The following is an 18,747-nucleotide window of genomic DNA, read 5'->3' on the forward strand; positions in this document are numbered from 1 at the left end:
GTCGAGCTCCTTCGCGCTCAATCGGACGTGGCCAGGTGTAAAGCAGAGTTGGTGGACCTCGAGCAGAGGCTGGAGCGTGAAGATGGCTCATCGGTCTTCTGCGGTGCACGCCAGCGCGCGTCTCCGCCAAACGCTGCGGCGCGTGACGGGCGACGACGTAAATCGCGAAGTCTCGCGGATCCCATCAGTTCACGAGCGGATGCTATGGGGTTCACCAGTCGATCGCGGGACCGTTGAAACGCGGCGGCCACGCGGATCATCCGCGTGGAGGTGTTGTCATGGGTTACGAACATCACGACTCATGCGGGTTGGCCTCATCGCGTAGCGAACCCGGCGGCGGGCTGGACAACGAGATGCGGCCGTACCATTCGGCTCTACCGTCTTTGTCGGTGCTGGTACGCTAGCTATCAGGTGCGCGCTGCTGGCAAGAAAGATGGGCCACGTCATCGGCGCGGCATCGTGTGGCGACGCCCTATTCCGCGATTGGGCTGCTCGCGCCGATATCTTGTGTGTCGCGAATGTTGAAGAGTTCTCCGCCTTGGTCAATAGCGAACCGGTGGAGTGGATGTTCTCCGTTGCCAATCCGTTCATATTGCCCGCAGACGTGTTTCGACGCGTGCGTCGAGGCGCGTTCAACTACCACGATGGTCCGCTGCCACGCTATGCTGGGACGCATGCGACGTCTTGGGCGCTGCTGGCCCAAGAGACCGAATATGCCATCACGTGGCATCGCATAGATCATGGTGTTGATACGGGTGACCTGGTGGTTCAACGCCAAGTCCTGATTGGACCCACCGACACCGCGTTAAGCCTGACCCTCAAATGCTATGAAGCCGCAGACGAGGGATTCCGCGAGCTTTTAACTGGCTTAACGAACGGGACGCTCGCCGCCCGTTCGCAGGCGCTAGCGGACAGAAGCTATTTTCCAAGCGGCCGCCGCCCGGATGCTTCGGGGTGTCTGCGATGGGATAGATCCGCGCAGGAACTATCGCGATGGCGGGCGCCTTAGACTTTGGGCTGTATCATTCCAATCCGCTGTGTTTGCCCAAGGCTCTCGTAGGGAATGACGTTGTCACAGTCATGTGCTTGGAGCCACTGCCTCGGCGCTCGGGCTTTCCGGCAGGTTGCCTGCTTGAAATCCATCCAGCCACTGGCGTGTGGCGACAGGTACAGAGGATGTTGATGTTTGTTCTGCAGCTCGGATGGTGAGGCTCTGGACGCGGGCGCACTTGCAAGGCGCTCCGATCTGGATCAAGGCGATCGCCTCCCGATTCTAAGCGATGACGAGGCACGCAGCATAACTGTTGCCCATGAAATGTTGGCGCCTCGAGAGAGTTTCTGGCGACAGCGGCTTGAGCAGTTTGAGACATTGCCGCTCCCCTTCCCGTCATCTTCAGAAGCTGTGGCTTCCCCCGGACGACAGTCGAGTTCCTGGCTGTTTCCAAGTGCTTTGGCCGAGTTGGCGCCAGTTGATCGCACTGAGTAGTTGTGTGCTTTACAGATCTATCTCGCCCGCATCACGGGTGAATCAGAGCTTCAATTGGGGTGGACACCCGCACCGAATGGGTCGCTGGCCGGGTTGAAGGCGGTGGAGGTGCTTGTCGCTTCTGTCGTGCCAATGGAAATAACCATTGACCTTGCTCATGAATTTGCGCGGGTGCGCGGGACGGTTGCGGCCGAATGCGCCGAGCTGAGGGCGCACGATAGCTTCGCGCGGGATCTGATCGCGCGCTGCCCGGCATTGCGGGTGATGGAGCTGCTGCGATCGTGCCGGCCCTGGCCCATAGGCGTCACGGTTACTGAAAACGGCTATTCCGCTGCTGGTGATCTGGCTTCGCGCCCGAGTTCTGAAGCGGTCCCGTCGGGCCATTTGCTGACGTTTGAGGTTTGCGCTCTGGATGGGAGCTTTCGATGGCACTTTGATGCAAGTCGCTTGGCGCCTGAGCAGATCGACCGTATGACGCAGCATTTGCAAAATTTATTGTGTGCGGTGATGGCCGATGCGGAGCAGCCGGTCGGGCGGATCGGGCTGCTGGATCTCGAGGCCGAGCAGTCCAACAGTGCAAATGACGGTTTGTTCTCCTCAACCGACGCGGCCCGCGCCCGCGACATTCGAATCATGGTTGCCCATGGAGTCAGAAGCTCGCAACAAAAGCAACTGTAACGCTAAGCCTCCCCGATAGTAGTCGAGTGCTGCCGAAGTAGAACTGATTGATGGCGTGAACTTGAAATATGCGAGTTGAGGACGTCTCGCGCCGATGCGCGCAGCCTCGTAGGCCGACGCGACCCGATGCAGCATTTGATACTCGCAATCAACAACAGTCTCGGGAAGGGCAGCGCCGTGGACGTTCATGCACTCGTCTTCTCAAACGATGCCGTTGGCATCGAGTCGTGCATGCATGATCTAATGTCTGGCTGCCGCGTGAACGAGGTGAATCGTAGGCGCGAATTGTTTTGCGCGACCGCGTTGGAGGTGAAGGCCCATTTTGGTCAATTGACAGGAGAGTTGCTTGAATTCCGCGAAGTGGCCGAGGCAATTGAATTTAGACAGACACTGCGAATGCGAAATTTCATCGCTGCACCGGCTCAGTGATCGCTGGCGCGCTAATGGCACTGGGTTATTAGCGCGCGGAGGTCGGGCTGGGCCGATTATTGTCTGGCCGCGCGCGCTGCATTTCGAGCCACGAGAGGTGCGCTGGGGTGCTTTTTTGCCTGCTACCTCGCGAGGCGCCCCCCCAAGTTAAGCATTTTGTCACCAGTTATTGTCACGATATTGCCATTGCAGATGAGTCGCGATTTGCGGCCCGAAATTCCTGAAGTGTTTTGAACCTGGGCACCGCGGGGGTTGGTGATCTCCTTCAAAGAGGAGAGGCCCAATGTTTAAGGGCTTCACGGTGGTCGTTGTGGCGCTGATCAGCACAGCGCAGGTGGATTAATACCTAACCCACGGTCGGTACGCGGCGATGGCTATGCTGCGGCAAATTGGTCATGCGTTTGGATTTTAGATAGTTCTTTGCGACGGAGACGCGTCATGGACGGCATCTCATGGGCCGATCTCGATAGGGACGAACAACGCGCGATTGCGATATTGGGAGCCGGTCTGTCCATTGAACCGTGCAGCCCCCTTGCTCTCCTGACGTTAGGTCGGCTCGGTCTGACCATAGGGTCTCATTTGACGGCTGCTGGAGACACTTTGCGAAGAGATGCCGTTTTGAAGCGTTTAGCGGGGTGAGCACAGGACTGCGCTCGGGCATGCCAAACGCGATTGGACTCCTTGTAGACGGTTACGCTAGCTTGAATGACCGAGGGGCTCTCGACGATTTGCGCATGCAGCGCCGGAAGCTGGCCGTAGACCTAAAAGCGCTTACCGGTTTTGATTGCCGGACAACGATCCAGCGGATCGAGGAAGATATCGTTGCGATCGAGGCTGGGCTGGCGCGGTTGGATGAGGGGCGACGAGCTAACCTGCCAAGGCGTTATAGACAAATGCGGCCCGGGTATCTGGCTTGGACTTGGTGCCACGGTCTACCCGGCTCCGACAGTGCGGTCGCGATGCGTGTCTGTGTCCTAGTTCCCACACTTGCGATCAAAAGAGCATCCGTTTGTCACCTTTCGAACAGACAGGCCAAATTCACTCCGGTCCAACTCCACTATTGGGAGTAGTCCGGTTGGGGGAGGCGAAATGGAACGTTCCCTGTTAATTGAGATGGCGCGCGATAAATATGTCGAGCGATGCAAGCAACGTGCCTTCGATCATCTCGACCGAGGCGATCTTAGGAACTCGGTCGCGTCGTTTGTCGCCAATATGAACGCGCGTCCCGATTGCGAAGTGCCACACTACTTGGCAACGCTTGGCGCTTCGCTGCTAACGGCGAACGATGCGCTCGGCTGGAGGGCGCTCATTGAAGGATTGAGGTGATGGCCGATGATCAACATGCGGGATCGGAAATGAAGGAGCGCGACAAGGCGTCTCCTCCGTCCAGGTTCTTGGTTCGCCAAGGGTCGAAGGGCTGGATGGTTTACGATCGGCAACGTAGGGGACCGGCAATGGTTGGGACCGGTGTGGCGGTCAATTTGACCAAGGAACAAGCCGAGCGCATCGAGCGGGTGCTAATGGATAAGCGCGAACGTGGGACCATACCCGATTAGGGCAGAATTCTATTACAGTGTTGGGTTGATTGTGTGCAACATGATAGGGGCTTAATGACATATTGTATAGTCGTCAGAGCATCTGGACGAGAGCTAGATCGCTTGCGGACACATGCCGCACAGATTGCGCGCGATCAGAAATCAGATTGGTGGGTGGAGGCAACTGAGAAAGGAAAAGCATTTTGCTTTGAGCACGCAAACGCGCGGGCCTCATTCAGTGCGGCCTGCGAAAGAGACAGTATTCAGTTCAGCGACGTCTAAGTGGCATAAGAGGATTGAGAGACCAGTTATCGAAGGCAGGGTTCTCGGGCCTCCATCCGCGCCACTGCGGCGACGACGTGTTGCGGATGTTGGTGACCGGCGGCCCGCCTGTGCGCGGCGGCGACGGCATTGCCCCAGCGTATCATGCTTAGCCTCGCGTCCAGTCTCGGTGTTGCGGACCGTTGGAGCCGGCAATCCGGAAACACGCCCGGCATCGGTGCGAGGTTTCCGACATAGCGGTTGACGACGCGGAACAGCGCGATGATTGCGGTTTGATTGGTGGTGATCGAACAGAGATTGCGCAAACGGAGAACGCCGGCTCGCGACCTACTCGACGTCGATCATTCGCTCCTTGGTGACCCGCAGACTGCGGACGTAATAGCCTTGTCCCTGAACGGCTGACTTGATTTCGTCGCTCACCTTGAGAACTCGTTTCCTGCTCTTGCGCCACTTATGTGCAGAGCAAAGCATGGGTACGGCAGAGCCTGTACTTAGAACGAGCAAGTCGCGCTTGTCATTGCGATAGACATCAAACATCTTTCGCCCCCGCTGATCATATTGAAACAAGAATGCAATATATTTCGGTTGTCTCGATGGACGAGCTTAGTATCTCGAATGCCCGTTGTAAATCTGCAACGCCCGCGAGTTTTGCTTCGCCGCTCCCAAATTAACGGCGAGCTGAGGTAACACTGCCGGGGTGTGAATCGCGGGGAAATCACCGACGGGCTGGCACGATCAACTTAGGTTTCTCTTTGTATGTTGTTCGTATGCCACGCCAACGCATCAACTCTGCTCTAGATCAATACGAACTGGCCGTCGATGAGATCGTCGCCGCTTGTGACGGTGATCTGCGCGGTGCGCTTCGAGCGCTGATGCTCTTCAATGAGCAGCTGGAGCAAGAGCTGGCGCGTATGAGCGGGGTCCGTCCTCCTGACCAGCGACTGCACTACTTGGATAGTTCAGCGAGGCGCTGGGCATCGGTGTAGGTTGCGGACATAGCTGTTGATGACGCGAAACAGCACGATGATCGCGGCTTGGTTCGTGGTGATGCTGTAGAGGTTGCACATGCGCTTTGCGGACTACCGCTTCTTAAAATCCGTTAGTTTGCGCATGTAGTAGCCCTGTCTCTGAACGGCGAGGTTAATGTCCTCGCTGACGCTCGCCACTTTTTTCTTCTTACGCCATCTGCCTGACGCGTCAGGAAAAGGAATTGGCAAGCCATTGCGCACAACCAACAGATCACGCTTGTGTTCAGATACACATCGAACATTCTACAGGCCCCCAGCCGCCGTCAGAGTATGGTGGGAGCAGAAATGGCAACTGCTCCGCCCGGCCACGATGGACAGGCAAGCCGCTACAGATTGCAGTGGTTGGCATGGCGGGCACAACGGAGGCGACGACGCGCCCAAGGTCTCACCGTAAGGACCTGCGATGTCGGAGTTCCGCCCTGCCGGCTCAACCGGTTAACGCAACACAGGCATTAAATCTCTCTGCTGGCGTTTCAAATTGCAAGGTCTCACGTGGCCGTTCGTTTAGCTGACGAGCCACTTTGTTCAGATGGGCTTGCGAATGCACCGACAAGTCGGTGCCCTTTGGAAAGTACTGTCTCAGCAGGCCATTGGTATTCTCGTTCGACCCGCGCTGCCACGGGCTTTGCGGGTCGCAAAAATAGACATCGATGTTGGTCGCCATCGAAAAGCGCCGATGATCCGTCAGTTCCTTGCCTCGGTCCCAAGTCAGGGACTTATACAGTTCTTTTGGTAGCTTCTTCGCCTGCTTGATGAGCGCGTTGACTACAGTCTGGGTGTCCTTGCCTGCCACTTTGGCCAGCATCACGTAACGCGTTTGACGCTCGACTAAGGTCGCGATGTAGGTGTTGTTCGGCCCGGACAGCAGATCGCCCTCCCAATGGCCAGGCACCGCCCTATCTTCAACCGCAGCCGGTCGCTGACGGATTGAGACGGCATCCTTCATATGTCCCCGTCTATCGCCATTCGGATCAACCGGTCTGGAGCGACGCATCGAGCGCTTCGATCGAAGATGGCGAAGCAGCTCTTTCTTGAGCACGCCGCGCGCTTGGACAAACAGGCTGCGATAGATGGTCTCGTGTGACACCTGATTATACTCGTCTTCAGGATGCGTTCTCTTCAGCCAACCGGCTATCTGCTCGGGTGACCAATCCAATCTGAGCTTCCCTGCCACGGCCTGCCGAAGCCGCGAATTGATCGCCAATTTACAACATTTTGGACGACGCGATCGTGCCCAGGCATTCTCGTCCGCAACTGTCGCCCGGTAGCGATCACAGCCGCCATTGCGGCTCATTTCACGACTCACCGTCGAGGGCGAGCGGCCAAGCAGTTTGGCGATAGACCGGGCTGATTGACGTACCGTAACGCCTCTGGAAATCACCTCGCGTTCCGCAAGCGTCAATGCCAACCTGGAGCGACGCCGCTCCGCAGGACGAAACCCTCCATGCGGGGCAACCAGAAAATAGATCGACGATGACTGCTTACCAAAAGCTCGCCCGATCGCCTTCAGTGACTCCCCGCGCTTCCAACGGTCCCATAACTCCGTCTTTTCTGCCGCGGTAAAACCTCTATGAAATCTCCGTTCCATCCTACACTCCATCTTTTCCCTCTAAGATAAAGTGTTGCGTCGATCGGTTGAGACCGCCGGACTTGACCGGACTTGCTGCTGGCTCGACCCAGTGGATCCCACTGCAATCCTCACTGCCCGCGCATCGTTCAGGAGTTGCTCTAGATTTCCCGATCTGCATAGCCAGACCGTAGTGGGTTTGATTGTGGCGGACTTCCGGGCTGGAAAAGAGGCCGGGCGGAGCGCATATTCGTTGGATGGCAAATGCCCCTCGCTCGCACCTGCTTGAAGTGAAACTAGCCGCCGTGAACCCAACGCGGTGGGAGTGGCAAGTCTGCGAAAGTGATGCGCCGATAATGTCTGGCTATGCGACATCGCGCGAAACGGCCCAAGTCGAGGGTGATAGCGCCCTATTCCTGTTGCTTAGGTCGAAGATATGACCCATCAGCTTAACGCCGATTGCGTGAGGCGTATGAACAACCGGTTGCGTGGCTGGAATCCAGTTCCTGATGATTACAAAAAGAAGTAGCTCCCCACCCGCATTAACCAAGCGATTTCTTTTGGGGGGCATTTTTCTAACTGACCCACTACCAGCCAAACGGGTGCTTGCCTGTTCGCCCTCTATCCGACGGCAGAATCAAAGGGCCTCTGAGGCAAAATATGCCTATAAGGAAAAACAATGTCAGTTGATAAGGCTAAAGACACTCCGCCGAAAAAACCGATCACCGAGAACAAAATTGTCGAAGCCAAGCCGGAATCCTCTACCAAGACGGAAAACAAACCGGACGCTACACCAAAAAAGCAAGGTATGGGCGAGGGTCAGAAGCCGGTATCCAAAGCCTACAAGGACAACTGGAACGACATTTTTGGAAAGAAGAAAAAGCGATAGGGCTGTGGTCTACTGCAGAGGGCCTATTCAGCCGCGGCAGTTTTGCGGCAGCCCCTGGGCTCCTGGGTCGTCTTCCAGAACGCTCTTGAACTGGTCCCAAATTGATCCGTTTCGTCTTCGAGTCGTTCTAATGATTGAAAGCATCCCAACGTAAAAGGCCCGGCATTTTTGCCGGGCCTTTCTTATTGTTGAGCTTTGAACGGTTGGACTTAGAAGTCCATTCCGCCCATTCCGCCCATTCCCCCGCCGCCCGCTGGCATGCCGCCGCCTGCGTTCTTCTTCGGCACTTCGGCCACCATGGCCTCGGTGGTAATCAGCAGCGCTGCCACTGAGGCCGCGTTCTGGATCGCTACGCGAACAACCTTGGTCGGGTCGATGATGCCCTTGGTGATCAAGTTGACGTATTCGCCAGTCTGCGAGTCGAAGCCGTAGGAGTATTGGTCCTTCTCAAGTATCTTGCCAACGATGACGGAACCGTCCTCGCCTGCGTTGATCGCGATCTGGCGCGCCGGCCAGGACAGCGCCTTCCGCACGATCTCGACGCCGGTCTTCTGGTCGTCGTTCTTTGTGCGCAGCCCCTTCAGATGCTGGGAGGCGCGCAGCAGAGCGACGCCGCCGCCCGGCACGATGCCTTCTTCAACCGCCGCGCGGGTTGCATGCATAGCATCATCGACGCGATCCTTACGCTCCTTGACTTCGGTTTCAGTCGCGCCGCCGACGCGGATCACCGCGACGCCGCCTGCGAGCTTGGCCAGACGCTCCTGCAGCTTCTCACGGTCGTAGTCCGAAGTGGTTTCATCGATCTGCGCCTTGATCTGCTGAACGCGCGCTTCGATGTCGGCCTTCTTGCCGGCGCCGCTGACGATGGTGGTGTTTTCCTTGTCGATCATCACCTTCTTGGCGCGACCGAGCATGGCGAGGGTGACGTTCTCCATCTTGATGCCGAGATCTTCCGAGATCGCCTGACCACCGGTCAGAACCGCGATGTCCTGCAGCATGGCCTTGCGGCGATCGCCGAAGCCCGGCGCCTTGACGGCGGCAACCTTCAGACCGCCACGAAGACGGTTGACGACGAGGGTGGCGAGAGCTTCGCCTTCGACGTCTTCTGCGATAATCACGAGCGGCTTGCCGCTTTGCACCACGGCTTCCAATAGCGGAAGCAGTTCATTTAACTGAGAAAGCTTCTTTTCGTTGATCAGGACGTAGGCGTCGTCCATTTCAACGCGCATCTTGTCGGCGTTGGTGACGAAGTAGGGCGAGATGTAGCCGCGGTCGAACTGCATGCCTTCGACGACCTCAAGTTCGGTCTCGAGCGACTTGGCTTCTTCAACCGTGATGACGCCCTCGTTGCCGACCTTCTTCATGGCGTCGGAGAGGAACTTGCCGATTTCGGCATCGCCGTTGGCGGAGATGGTGCCGACCTGGGCGATTTCCTCGTTCGAGGTGACCTTCTTGGAGTTCTTGACGAGGTCGGCGACCACGGCTTCCACCGCCAGGTCGATACCGCGCTTCAGATCCATCGGGTTCATGCCGGCGGCGACCGACTTCGCGCCTTCCCTAATGATGGCGGCGGCCAGCACGGTCGCGGTGGTGGTGCCGTCGCCGGCCGCATCGGCCGACTTGGAAGCGACTTCGCGCACCATCTGCGCGCCCATGTTCTCGAACTTGTCCTCAAGCTCGATTTCCTTGGCGACGGTGACGCCGTCCTTGGTGATGCGGGGAGCGCCGAACGACTTGTCGAGCACGACGTTGCGGCCCTTGGGGCCGAGCGTGACCTTTACCGCGTTGTTGAGAATGTCGACGCCGCGCAGCATCTTGTCCCGCGCCTCAACGCCGAACTTAACTTCTTTACTAGCCATGATGTATTTCCTTGAAATGTTGTCGGATTAGGCGCTCAAGCAGCCTTCTTCTTGGCGGCGGGCATGTCGGTGAGAACGCCCATGATGTCGCTCTCCTTCATGATCAGCAGGTCCTCGCCATCGAGCTTGACCTCGGTGCCGGACCACTTGCCGAACAACACACGGTCGCCGACCTTGAGATCGATCGGGATCAGCTTGCCAGCTTCGTCGCGGCCGCCCGGACCAACCGCGGTGATTTCGCCCTGCGAGGGCTTTTCCTTGGCACTGTCCGGAATGATGATGCCGCCAGCGGTTTTATCTTCGGCATCGATGCGCTTGACCAGGACGCGATCGTGCAGCGGACGGAATTTCATGCGATCCTCCTTGTTTTGCATATTAATTTTGGATTGGCAGTCGCAAGTAGCGAGTGCCAGTCACCTGTATAAGCCTGTAAGAGTGAGATACAAGGGCGCCGACCAAAGACGTTAGCCGTTGGCTGCCGGAAATGGGTTCCGACATCGCTAGCAGGCAAAGGCCGATGCTGCTACCGCGTTGAATATAGTCACCTATTGAACGTTTCGAGATTCGCGGAGTTGACAGCCTGCATCGCTTTTAAGGCGGCTGGAGGTTGAGATGGTCTCGAAAGGTAACGTTTCAAACGACTTTCGTAAGCAAGTCCTAGGCTACGGGCTGACGACGGCGGAAATAGTTTACAGACGTCCAGATCGTCACTGGTTGCTACAAACATACGTTTGGCAGGACTACGATATGTTTCCCGACTTTCCGGCGCTGAAGGATTTCCTTACTTTCTGGGAGACAACGCTCGATGGTCCGCTGTTCGCAGTTTCCGTGGCTCATTCAAAGCTAATCAAGCCAGCGGAATTGCACGCCATCGACGGTGTCATTCGATTGCATTGACGCAAATGTGAATGGCAGTGAATAGACGCGGGACGGCCGAAGCCGCCCCGCGTAGTCGAGTTATTCGGCCGCGATCATGTGAGGCTCGTCCGCTTCATCGGCCGGAGCTTCCTCGCCGTCTCCGGCGAGGAATTCCGGCAGCGTCTCGCAATCGCCCTCGGGCTCCACGGCGTCGGCGGTTGCCGCCTGGTCGACGTCGGCCATCCGCAGTGGCTCGGGCAGCCAGCCGGTCTCGGCCAGGAGGCGTTCGGCCTCCTTGGCCATGTCGCCCTTCTTCAGATGATCGATGAGCTGGGCCGCCCGCTCACCGGCGCCTTCGCGCACAGCCTCGAGGATGCGGCGCTTCGGGACCCGGCCGAGATAGTTCTCGACGGTGGGACGCCAGCCGGCTTCCACCATGTCGAGATCGACGGCGCTAGCAATACGATCGGCGTCGGCGATGCGCTGCTCGACTGTGTGCGGCGTGGCGCCGCCGCCGTATCGGTCGCCCTTCTCGTAGAGCGCGTTCACGCCGAATGAGGCGCAGTGCGCAAAGAGCGTTGCCTGCTCGTCGCCGGTGAGGCCGGTGAGCCAATCCCAAAGGTCGGCCTTGTCCTTCGGCAGGCGCTCCTCCCAGGTCTTGTGGCGCGCGTCGATCGCCTTGGCCGCCGGCGTGTCCTTCAGCCCCTGCGCCTGCACCGGGAAGTCGGCGCTGCGCACGGAGACCTCCATCGCCGTCCCGTTGGAGGAGTAGCGGGAGAAGACGTCCATGCAGAATTTGTGCAGCACCGATTGGAAAGCGACCGAAGGCGTGATCGCCAGCTTGTCGCGCAGCGCCAGCGTCCGCTCCGCCGTGAGCTCGGTCAGCAGGCGGTCCGGCAGCGGCTTCACCGCATCATCATCCTCGTCCTCGGGCTCCGCGACTTGGCCGCCGATAATGACGGCGCGCTGGATAGCCGGTGCTGATGGTTCGGCGCCGTCCAGGGCCGCGGCAGCGGGTTCGCCGTCGCTGTTCTGCTCTGGCTCGGTCACGCGCACTTCGTCCTCGGGACGGACGTAGCCGCGATCAACCAAGAGCGTGCCTTCGGCATCGATGCCGACGAACACACCCGCTTGAGCGATGTCGGCCGGCTGATAGGTGATGGGTCGATCGTCGAAGGCGGCGAGAGCGGTCTCAATTTCGCCAAGTCGCTGGTCAACCTCGTCGGGCAGCTCGTCCACACCGTCATGCTCGGCTTCGAGCCTGGCATATTCGGCCTTGAGCGCCTCGATGGTCGCCTGCTCTTCGGCGGTGAGAGCGGCGGGCACACCATCCAGCTCTCGCGAGCCACGGTTATGGCCGTAGGGGAAGTCGATCGCGACCTCGATCCACTTCCAGCCTTCGGCGGCGATCGTTTCCGCCTCTTGCCTCAGCTTTTCAGCAACCAAGCTGTCGAGCAGAGCGACGTCCTCAAGCCAGCCGCCGTCGTCGGACTGAAATAGGTCGCGCAGCACCACGCCACCGGCCGCCTCGTAGGCGTCGAGACCAGCGAACACGGCGCGGCGGTCGGAGGCGCGCACCGTCTTCTCCGTCAACATGCGGCGGATCTGATAGGGCTCCTTCTGACAAGAGCCGGAGATCGCCTGCCAGACCTGCTCCTGACGGTTATGATCCGGCGTGACGGTGAAGGCCATCAACTGCTCGAGCGACATGCCGTCGTCGGCATAGACGTCGAGCAGCGCGGGCGAAACCGAGGCGAGGCGCAGGCGCTGCTTCACCACATTGACCGAGGTGAAGAAGGCAGCGGCGATGTCCTCCTCGGTCCGGCCCTTGTCGCGCAGAGCCTGGAAGGCGCGGAACTGGTCGAGCGGATGCAGCCCTTAGGTTATGCGTCAACTGTCCTGTTAGCTGTATGGCGTTGATTCTTTTACCTTTCTGGTTGCGCCTTGCATTTTGGGTGTATCTTTGGCGCTGAAGCGTTGCCGTTTGGTGTCAATCACGATGGCTTTCTCGACGGAAGCGATAGTCGCCCTTTGATAAGCGTAGTGCTTTGGCGATAGCCTTGTTGATGTCGTCGAGATTGCAGGACTCCGGGTGGAACTTGCCGCCAGCCCATCGATGCATGGCTTTGTGTTCTTCATGGTCGGGGTCGAGCCAGGCCTCGAGGAAGTTGGCATAGCCTGAAGGCCCACCAGCGTCTTCGGGAGGTCCTGAGCGTGCGGCGGCGATACAGCGAGGATATTTGGCGCTCTCCTCGCGTGCGACGCGCTCCAAGCGCAGCAGATGACGCCAATTATCGCCAAAGTCGTATTCGTAGAGGATCGTGAGAGGGTTTTCCTCGGGATCGTAGGGAAAGTGAAGGTCGATCATCCTGACCTCGGTCGCCTCGAAGGTCCGGCTGTCGGACAGACCGTCCTCATCGAACTCCGGGGCTCCATAGATAAGACCGCCAATATTGAAGTGATGCAAATGGCTGTCGGTCCAGCCAAAGGCGGCCTGCAGCACCTCGTGGAGTTGGGCGAGGTTGAGAGTGATTGGCAGTTCGAGAGTGCGGCTGATCTTGGGCTCGATGCCAAGGATATGAACCTCGGCGCGCACAATGAAGCTATCTGGATCGAAGGGGTCAAGCATGCCGCAGATCATGCCGCGCATGATTGTCGCAGGCAATGGATGGGGCGACAATTGTCCTTCGACGAGCGCAGCGACACGAACCGGCAATCGTAAACGACGTCAGGATTTTGGCCCACGCGGGAGGGCCACCGGCTTCATGGCGCGATCGCGCTCAGTGATCAGGCGGGCATTATGACGCTTCTGCCGCTCAACCTCCGTTTCGGCTTCGAGGATGCGCTTCAGCAGGACGGCATTTTCCGTCACCATACGCCGCTCCTCGATCTGCAAGACCTGGATCAGAGCGCGCTGCTGGGCGAGTTTGTCTTCCCAGGCCGCCAGCTTCTCGGGGACGATCCTGCGATCGCTGGCGCGACGCAACTCGTCGATCATCGAACGATGATTGGTGTAGATTGCGTTGCGGCCGACACGCGCCTCACGTGCGAGCGTGGCAACGGTCAGACGGTAGGACCGCTTTTGCAGGTCCGGGTGTGTGGGCAGTCCCTTAATCAGGCGCTCCAGAGCCTCCCGCAGCTTGCGGTCCGTGTTGCGCAGCCGTTTTTCGTGCGGCGTCGGCGCTGGCATTTTGCCGGTTTTACGCGTCATCGCGTGCATCCTTTCCATGATCGAGATCGCCGAGGATGCGGTCGCATTCGGCAATCCGTGTCTCGGCAAGCTCGCGACTGACCGGGTCGAGGCCGGGATGAGCGAGAAGATCGGCATTGCGATCGCGGCGCGCCTGCCAGACCGGTCGATGCTTGGCCGTAACGGCAAAGTTGGCGCAGGTGAGACACGTGCTTTCAGTCCTCAGCACGGGGTTCGGCCCTTTTTCATCGCCGAAGCAGGCCGCCGTTTCGACGCGATAGACGCAATAGCCCCAGTCGCAGACTCCGAGGCGGAGATCAGTCTCTTCCATCAGGAAGCGGACGTAGGCCTGGGCATCGCCGTCACGCGTGCGTCCCCGGAACTGCGAGCGAGCGGCAATCATCCGCCCGCCCTTGCCGCCAAGCGCTGTCGCCGTCAGCACCTCTTCGAGAGCGGCGCGCGTTTCCTCCTGAGCATGGCGATCGATCAGGTCGTCGAGAGCGAAGTCGGTCCCAACATAACCGCGATCGGTCATCGCACGGGTGACATGACCGAAGTGCGCCTGAAGCGCATGCAGGCCGGTCCGGTCGCGCTTGCCGACGAAGCGGGCGAAGGTCTTTCGGCCCTGATGCGTGTTCAGATGCCAGGGCTCACCCTGATGATGCGGCAGAGCGATGAACGGCGCGAACTGGTTGTTCAACCGCGATATGATCGTGGAGACGACGGGCAAATTAATCCGGGCCGCGGGACCAATAAGGCCGTTGCTGGCCATCGCCAGAAAGAGATCGGGCCGCCCGCTTTGGGCGCGCAAGCGGGCCGACAGCCGTTCCATGACCAGGATGGCGCGTTCGACCGGCGGCGGCGCGACCCAGCGATGGGCCTCGCCATCCGCGCCGCGTGCTGTCTTGTAGATCCGGCCAACGAGATAGGCGAAGCGTTCGCTGCCATCACCTGAGGGATGCTGCTCGATGCAGCCGACTTGAAGCCCGATAATCTCCGAGACCCGGGCGCCGATCAGATAGGCAATGACGACGAAGCAGGCGTCGTAGATACGATCGACAAGATACCGCACCTGCTTGGTGCTGCTGACAGGTACGGCATGCCATGGCGCGTCCTCGCCGGGCAACGTCGAGAATGTGAACGCGGCGATCGCATCGGTCACGATAAAGCCAGCCTTCGTCTGGCTGATCCCCTGCGCAAGCGCATCGTCATAAACGGTCTGCGCCAGCGTCTGCAACGCGATGACATCATCAGCCGGGGCTCCGATCAGTCGCAACGCCGCCGAGACCAGCGGGACGGCGATCTCATCGGGCGTATAGGGCAGCCAACCGCGATCATGACGGAGCACAGGCTTCCCAATGCCCGGGAACGGATCAGCGATCGCCACTTCCGGGAACTTCGCCCCCTGCAGGTAAAGACGTGTCAGCAGGTTGGCGTATTTTTGCAACGTCCCCGACTTCAAGGGCTTATCCGTCTCTTTGCCCGGGCGCGTCGCCATCGATGCTAAGAACCGCTCGCAAGCGTCGCGATCGAGATCGACGAAGCGCCGATATCCTTGCGCTGCCATCCAGCGGATCAGTATCCGCAAATCCTTGAAGACGGAGACGATGGTTGCTTCATGGACATTGCGACGGCCGGGCGGCGGGTCCAGCTTCAGGCTCCACAGGAACAGCTTTGCCGCCTCTCGCCAATCTGTCCAGTGCGGATCGCTGAACCGGCTGTCGTCAGCAAGGATAAAGCCCCAGTCGAGCGAGAAGTCACTCCGGTTGCCGCCCGGGCGGTATCCGTCGAGATGCCAGACCTGATCCGACCACACCGAGCGTGCCGAGATCCGAAGTGGCGAGCGTGTCGCGGCGGGAAGAGCGAATGCCGTGGAAGTCGCCATCGTTCACTCCAGCGCCGGAGGTGTTGGCAGCGTCATCATTCGAGTTGCGGCCTCCGCGCGCAGGGATTGCGGGAAGTCCGGCAGGATGTCGTCGACCAGAATGCGCAAGCTCGATGCGTACAGAAGCTCGAAGCGGCGCGGATCGAGGCGTTCACGCGCCCGCTCCAGTTCGCTCTTCGCCTGAAGAATGCGCGCCATGTGTTCCGCGTCGATCGGGATGACCAGTCCAGGGCAGCGCAGACATCCGCCGAAGTGCCGGCAGACCCTGCCAGCCGTCGAGCCGGATGCCGTCCCCGCAATCGGATTGAGACAATCATGGCTGAACGGGGCTATCGCGTTGGCGCCCAGGGCAATCCGCTCTCGCGCCGTATGATCCCCAGCGTCGATCTCCGTACCGATAATCCAGCCGAGCATCAGGTCCTGCAATCTGGCGATGGCCTCGCGCTGGACACGGCGCGTCTGCGGCCCCTTGATGTAAAGTTCGGTCGTGTCGACGCGAGCGTAATTGAGCACGTCCTGTGTCACGACGATATCGCCGCCGGACGCCTTGTAATATTCGGTGGCGACGCTACCGCGCAGCAGCACGGCAGCAAAATCCGGCAGCAAAGGCCGTGCCCGTTCGGGTGCTGCCTTATTCCAGATGGCGATCCGAGCGTTCGACCGGCTGATGAACGGCTTCAGGGCATGCGACAATGTCGCCTCGGGAATGAGCGTGACTGTGTCCTTCTTCTCGCTCTTCACCAGGAACAAACGGCTCCGATCCTGTCGGCTGGCTCGAGATGCAAGTGGCGCCGTCATCGCCAATAGCCTGTCGAGCAGGTTCGGCGCGGCATACCGGCGACGGCGATCGAAGGATCGTCTTTGCGCGCGCTTGATCGTCCGTCCGGCCCGAGGCTTTGCCCACTCGATGATGACGCGATGCTCATCGAGCGGATGCGCCACCTGGCAATCGCGTGTGATCAGCCGCAGCGCGTCCGGATTGCCTGCGGTCTGGATCGCAAGGGCGATGAAGAAGGCAACGACCGTTTCTCCGGTCAGGTGAAGATAGCCTCCGAGATGACGCAGCCCCCCATGACGTGCGACCGCCGATATGTTGACCTGGCTCCGGATCGCGAGAGTGCGCGAAGGCAGGACCCCGTCATTCACCCGGGCGAGCGCCCGGATCAGGTCGCAAAGTTCGGGATCGACACCATCAACCGGTCCGCTCGTGGCGAGGATCCTTCGCCCCGTTTCGAAGCGCTCCCAAGCCTCGTCGATCTCCTCGTAACAGGCGCGAAGGATGCCTTTGAGGTCGTCTCCGCCAAGGCGCGTGCGGGGATCGGCATGGCGGTTCGGCCAGGCCCGCCAGGGGAAGTCGATACGCGCGGCCAACCGGGATGGATGCCGACGCTTGATCCAGTCGATCATCTGGCGCAGCTGCATCAGCACATTCGCCCGCGAGCCCTTCGACCAGGGTCTGTTCGTCTGTCCCGCGATCTGTTGATCCAGCCAGGCGATATAGCGCCCGACCATTGCGGTGGTCAGATCCCCGGCAGAAAGAACATGCCCGTCCACCGCCGCAAAGCGCGCGAAGACGCGCATCGCCATCCAGCAATGACGCAGCGTGTCGGCGCTCGATGCGGCATGATGATTGCGGAAGGCGTCTGCCAGAAGCATCGCAATGTCTGTCGGCAAACCCAGCTTTCCGAGATCGTAGCGCTTTGCGACCTCGCCCCAACCGTCACGAAAGACGGCAACGGTATCGGCCGGCTGATCCAGCACGATCGGTGACGCAGCCGATAGACGCCGGTCGGTACGCTCACGCTTAGCGGCCATCGGGGATCAACTCACCGTAGAGATAGTCGATGCTGTCGGCGAGTTCCCGGGCATTCAGCTCGACGCAGCGCAGGTAGATCGCCGTGCTCTGGATCGAACTGTGCCCGAGCAGGACCTGGACGATCTTCAGCGGATTGAGGTCAGGCGTGGTTGATGCCTGTCGCTGTAATCGCACCAGCATGGTCATCGCAAAGGTATGGCGCAACCAATGCAGCGAACCCGCCACGCCGGCGGCTCGGAAAGCTTCCGCAAACACCGCCGTCAATCGTGTCTTGCTGACCGCATTGCCCTGCAGATTGAGGAAGAGCGCCGATGGTGGCCGATAATCCGACCGTTGGCGACGCAATGCCCGGACCTGCGGCGTGCGCACTTCGTCGATATAGCGTTGCGTGCGATCGACCAGGCCGATCGGTGGGTAGATCGTGCGAGGCTTGTCGCCCTTGGTGATCGTCAAGGGCACGCCGACCAGCGGATGATCCTCGTCATCAAGATGTGCTGTCTCCGGGACCTGGAAGACGGCCAAGCCGCAAAGCTCCTTGCGCCGTAATCCCGTCGCGAGCGCCCATTCCGCCATCAGGCGGTAGGGCATCTCCAACTGCGCGAAGACCCGGCGCAACTGATCGACCCGCAACGGTCGCGGCAAGCGCTCATGCTCGGCAACAGTCAGGATGTTCGCCGCCACGACACCGGGGCGCGCGTTGACATGCGCAAGGAACGATTGTCGGCGGCCAGGGCCCACCCGCACGTCGACAAAGTGGAACGGCAAGGCCTCGATCCAGCCGCGTCCCTGCGCCCAGACATAAAACCGGCAGACCGTGCGAACCCGATCATTCACCGTCGACCGCGCGTATGGCCGCTTCGTATGTGGGCTCGGTTGCGACAGCATGCGATTGCGCCAGGCCGCAATCTCCGCCTCGCTCACCGCGCGCCAGTCGAGACCAGATTGCTCCAGACTGTCGAACCAATCATGCAGGTGCTCGCAGTAGGTCCGTATCGTTTCCGCCGCATGCGAGCGGCCCGGAATCGTCGCCAATTCCATCAGCCAGGCGAACGCCGGCTCGATAATCGCCATCCGTTCAGACAGCAGTATAGGAAACCCAGCCTGGATTGCGGCATAGCCCATCGCCGCCTTGATGATCCGCACCACACTGTCCTCTTTGGTCCTAGCCGTCCGAAACGGCAAAAGACACCGCGCTGGACGCAACTCCCTGTACAGCAACAAAGAAGACAGCTTCCCGAACCAGTT

18 protein-coding genes and 2 pseudogenes are annotated in these 18,747 nt (G+C 59.7%); 9 read left to right on the forward strand and 11 right to left on the reverse strand.

Annotation, left to right across the window (positions count from 1 at the left end; genetic code table 11):
* The first annotated feature begins 433 nt into the window (after window positions 1-433).
* From QCM77_RS10750 to QCM77_RS10775, 6 genes and pseudogenes are all read left to right on the forward strand, one after another.
* Window positions 434-1,009, forward strand: a complete 576-nt coding sequence (locus QCM77_RS10750) for a formyltransferase family protein (protein WP_279683322.1) — start codon at window positions 434-436, stop codon at window positions 1,007-1,009.
* A 477-nt stretch (window positions 1,010-1,486) separates the two neighbouring features.
* Entirely contained in the window at window positions 1,487-2,164 is a 678-nt protein-coding gene (locus tag QCM77_RS10755; protein WP_279683324.1) for a hypothetical protein, read from the forward strand.
* Window positions 2,165-2,290: 126 nt separating this feature from the next.
* Window positions 2,291-2,593, forward strand: a complete 303-nt coding sequence (locus QCM77_RS10760; RefSeq protein ID WP_279683326.1) for a hypothetical protein — start codon at window positions 2,291-2,293, stop codon at window positions 2,591-2,593.
* 659 nt (window positions 2,594-3,252) lie between these two features.
* Window positions 3,253-3,447, forward strand: a pseudogene (locus QCM77_RS10765) (hypothetical protein); the annotation flags it as partial.
* Between the two features lie 235 nt (window positions 3,448-3,682).
* Complete coding sequence (locus tag QCM77_RS10770; protein WP_279683328.1) at window positions 3,683-3,919, forward strand: hypothetical protein; 237 nt, start codon at window positions 3,683-3,685, stop codon at window positions 3,917-3,919.
* Window positions 3,919-4,149 (forward strand): hypothetical protein, encoded by a 231-nt coding sequence (locus QCM77_RS10775; RefSeq protein ID WP_279683330.1) that lies wholly within the window; start codon window positions 3,919-3,921, stop codon window positions 4,147-4,149. The genes QCM77_RS10770 and QCM77_RS10775 overlap by 1 nt, the downstream gene beginning before the upstream one ends.
* Window positions 4,150-4,541: 392 nt before the next feature.
* Here QCM77_RS10775 and QCM77_RS10780 read toward each other — a convergent pair.
* Window positions 4,542-4,715: pseudogene (locus QCM77_RS10780) on the reverse strand (SOS response-associated peptidase); the annotation flags it as partial.
* 22 nt (window positions 4,716-4,737) lie between these two features.
* Window positions 4,738-4,947, reverse strand: coding sequence for a hypothetical protein (locus QCM77_RS10785; protein WP_279683332.1), 210 nt, complete (start codon window positions 4,945-4,947; stop codon window positions 4,738-4,740).
* Window positions 4,948-5,177: 230 nt separating this feature from the next.
* Here QCM77_RS10785 and QCM77_RS10790 point away from each other — a divergent pair, with 230 nt between their 5' ends.
* The gene (locus QCM77_RS10790) at window positions 5,178-5,396 is read left to right on the forward strand and encodes a hypothetical protein (RefSeq protein ID WP_279683334.1); all 219 of its coding nucleotides are present in this window, start codon (window positions 5,178-5,180) and stop codon (window positions 5,394-5,396) included.
* Window positions 5,397-5,865: 469 nt separating this feature from the next.
* Here the strand turns inward: QCM77_RS10790 and QCM77_RS10795 are convergent, their stop codons facing one another.
* Window positions 5,866-7,026 (reverse strand): IS30 family transposase, encoded by a 1,161-nt coding sequence (locus tag QCM77_RS10795; protein WP_279683336.1) that lies wholly within the window; start codon window positions 7,024-7,026, stop codon window positions 5,866-5,868.
* A gap of 658 nt (window positions 7,027-7,684) precedes the next feature.
* Here QCM77_RS10795 and QCM77_RS10800 point away from each other — a divergent pair.
* Window positions 7,685-7,894 (forward strand): hypothetical protein, encoded by a 210-nt coding sequence (locus QCM77_RS10800; protein ID WP_148750781.1) that lies wholly within the window; start codon window positions 7,685-7,687, stop codon window positions 7,892-7,894.
* A gap of 209 nt (window positions 7,895-8,103) precedes the next feature.
* Here the strand turns inward: QCM77_RS10800 and groL are convergent, their stop codons facing one another.
* Together groL and QCM77_RS10810 are read right to left on the reverse strand one after the other, a co-directional pair.
* Window positions 8,104-9,753 carry a chaperonin GroEL gene (gene groL, locus QCM77_RS10805; RefSeq protein ID WP_279683341.1) on the reverse strand — a complete coding sequence of 550 codons (1,650 nt, stop codon included), beginning with the start codon at window positions 9,751-9,753 and terminating at the stop codon, window positions 8,104-8,106.
* 35 nt (window positions 9,754-9,788) lie between these two features.
* Window positions 9,789-10,106: a co-chaperone GroES gene (locus tag QCM77_RS10810; protein ID WP_279683343.1), complete on the reverse strand. Its 318-nt coding sequence runs from the start codon at window positions 10,104-10,106 to the stop codon at window positions 9,789-9,791.
* Between the two features lie 259 nt (window positions 10,107-10,365).
* Between QCM77_RS10810 and QCM77_RS10815 the strand changes: the two genes are divergently transcribed.
* Window positions 10,366-10,650 carry an usg protein gene (locus tag QCM77_RS10815; RefSeq protein WP_279683345.1) on the forward strand — a complete coding sequence of 95 codons (285 nt, stop codon included), beginning with the start codon at window positions 10,366-10,368 and terminating at the stop codon, window positions 10,648-10,650.
* 60 nt (window positions 10,651-10,710) lie between these two features.
* Here the strand turns inward: QCM77_RS10815 and QCM77_RS10820 are convergent, their stop codons facing one another.
* The 6 genes from QCM77_RS10820 to QCM77_RS10845 form a co-directional block, all read right to left on the reverse strand.
* Complete coding sequence (locus QCM77_RS10820) at window positions 10,711-12,486, reverse strand: ParB/RepB/Spo0J family partition protein (protein WP_511337192.1); 1,776 nt, start codon at window positions 12,484-12,486, stop codon at window positions 10,711-10,713.
* Between the two features lie 115 nt (window positions 12,487-12,601).
* The gene (locus tag QCM77_RS10825; protein WP_212237177.1) at window positions 12,602-13,252 is read right to left on the reverse strand and encodes a plasmid pRiA4b ORF-3 family protein; all 651 of its coding nucleotides are present in this window, start codon (window positions 13,250-13,252) and stop codon (window positions 12,602-12,604) included.
* Between the two features lie 87 nt (window positions 13,253-13,339).
* A complete protein-coding gene (locus QCM77_RS10830) occupies window positions 13,340-13,822 on the reverse strand; it encodes a hypothetical protein (protein WP_279683350.1) in 483 nt (160 codons plus the stop codon).
* Window positions 13,812-15,686, reverse strand: a complete 1,875-nt coding sequence (locus QCM77_RS10835; RefSeq protein ID WP_279683352.1) for an integrase — start codon at window positions 15,684-15,686, stop codon at window positions 13,812-13,814. Before QCM77_RS10835 ends, QCM77_RS10830 begins: the two co-directional genes overlap by 11 nt.
* 3 nt (window positions 15,687-15,689) lie before the next feature.
* Window positions 15,690-17,501, reverse strand: coding sequence for a hypothetical protein (locus QCM77_RS10840; protein ID WP_511337190.1), 1,812 nt, complete (start codon window positions 17,499-17,501; stop codon window positions 15,690-15,692).
* The gene (locus QCM77_RS10845) at window positions 17,491-18,645 is read right to left on the reverse strand and encodes a tyrosine-type recombinase/integrase (protein WP_279683357.1); all 1,155 of its coding nucleotides are present in this window, start codon (window positions 18,643-18,645) and stop codon (window positions 17,491-17,493) included. The genes QCM77_RS10840 and QCM77_RS10845 overlap by 11 nt, the downstream gene beginning before the upstream one ends.
* Window positions 18,646-18,747: the final 102 nt, after the last annotated feature.

The sequence above is a fragment of the Bradyrhizobium nivariense genome (genome assembly GCF_029846695.2).
Taxonomy (GTDB): domain Bacteria; phylum Pseudomonadota; class Alphaproteobacteria; order Rhizobiales; family Xanthobacteraceae; genus Bradyrhizobium.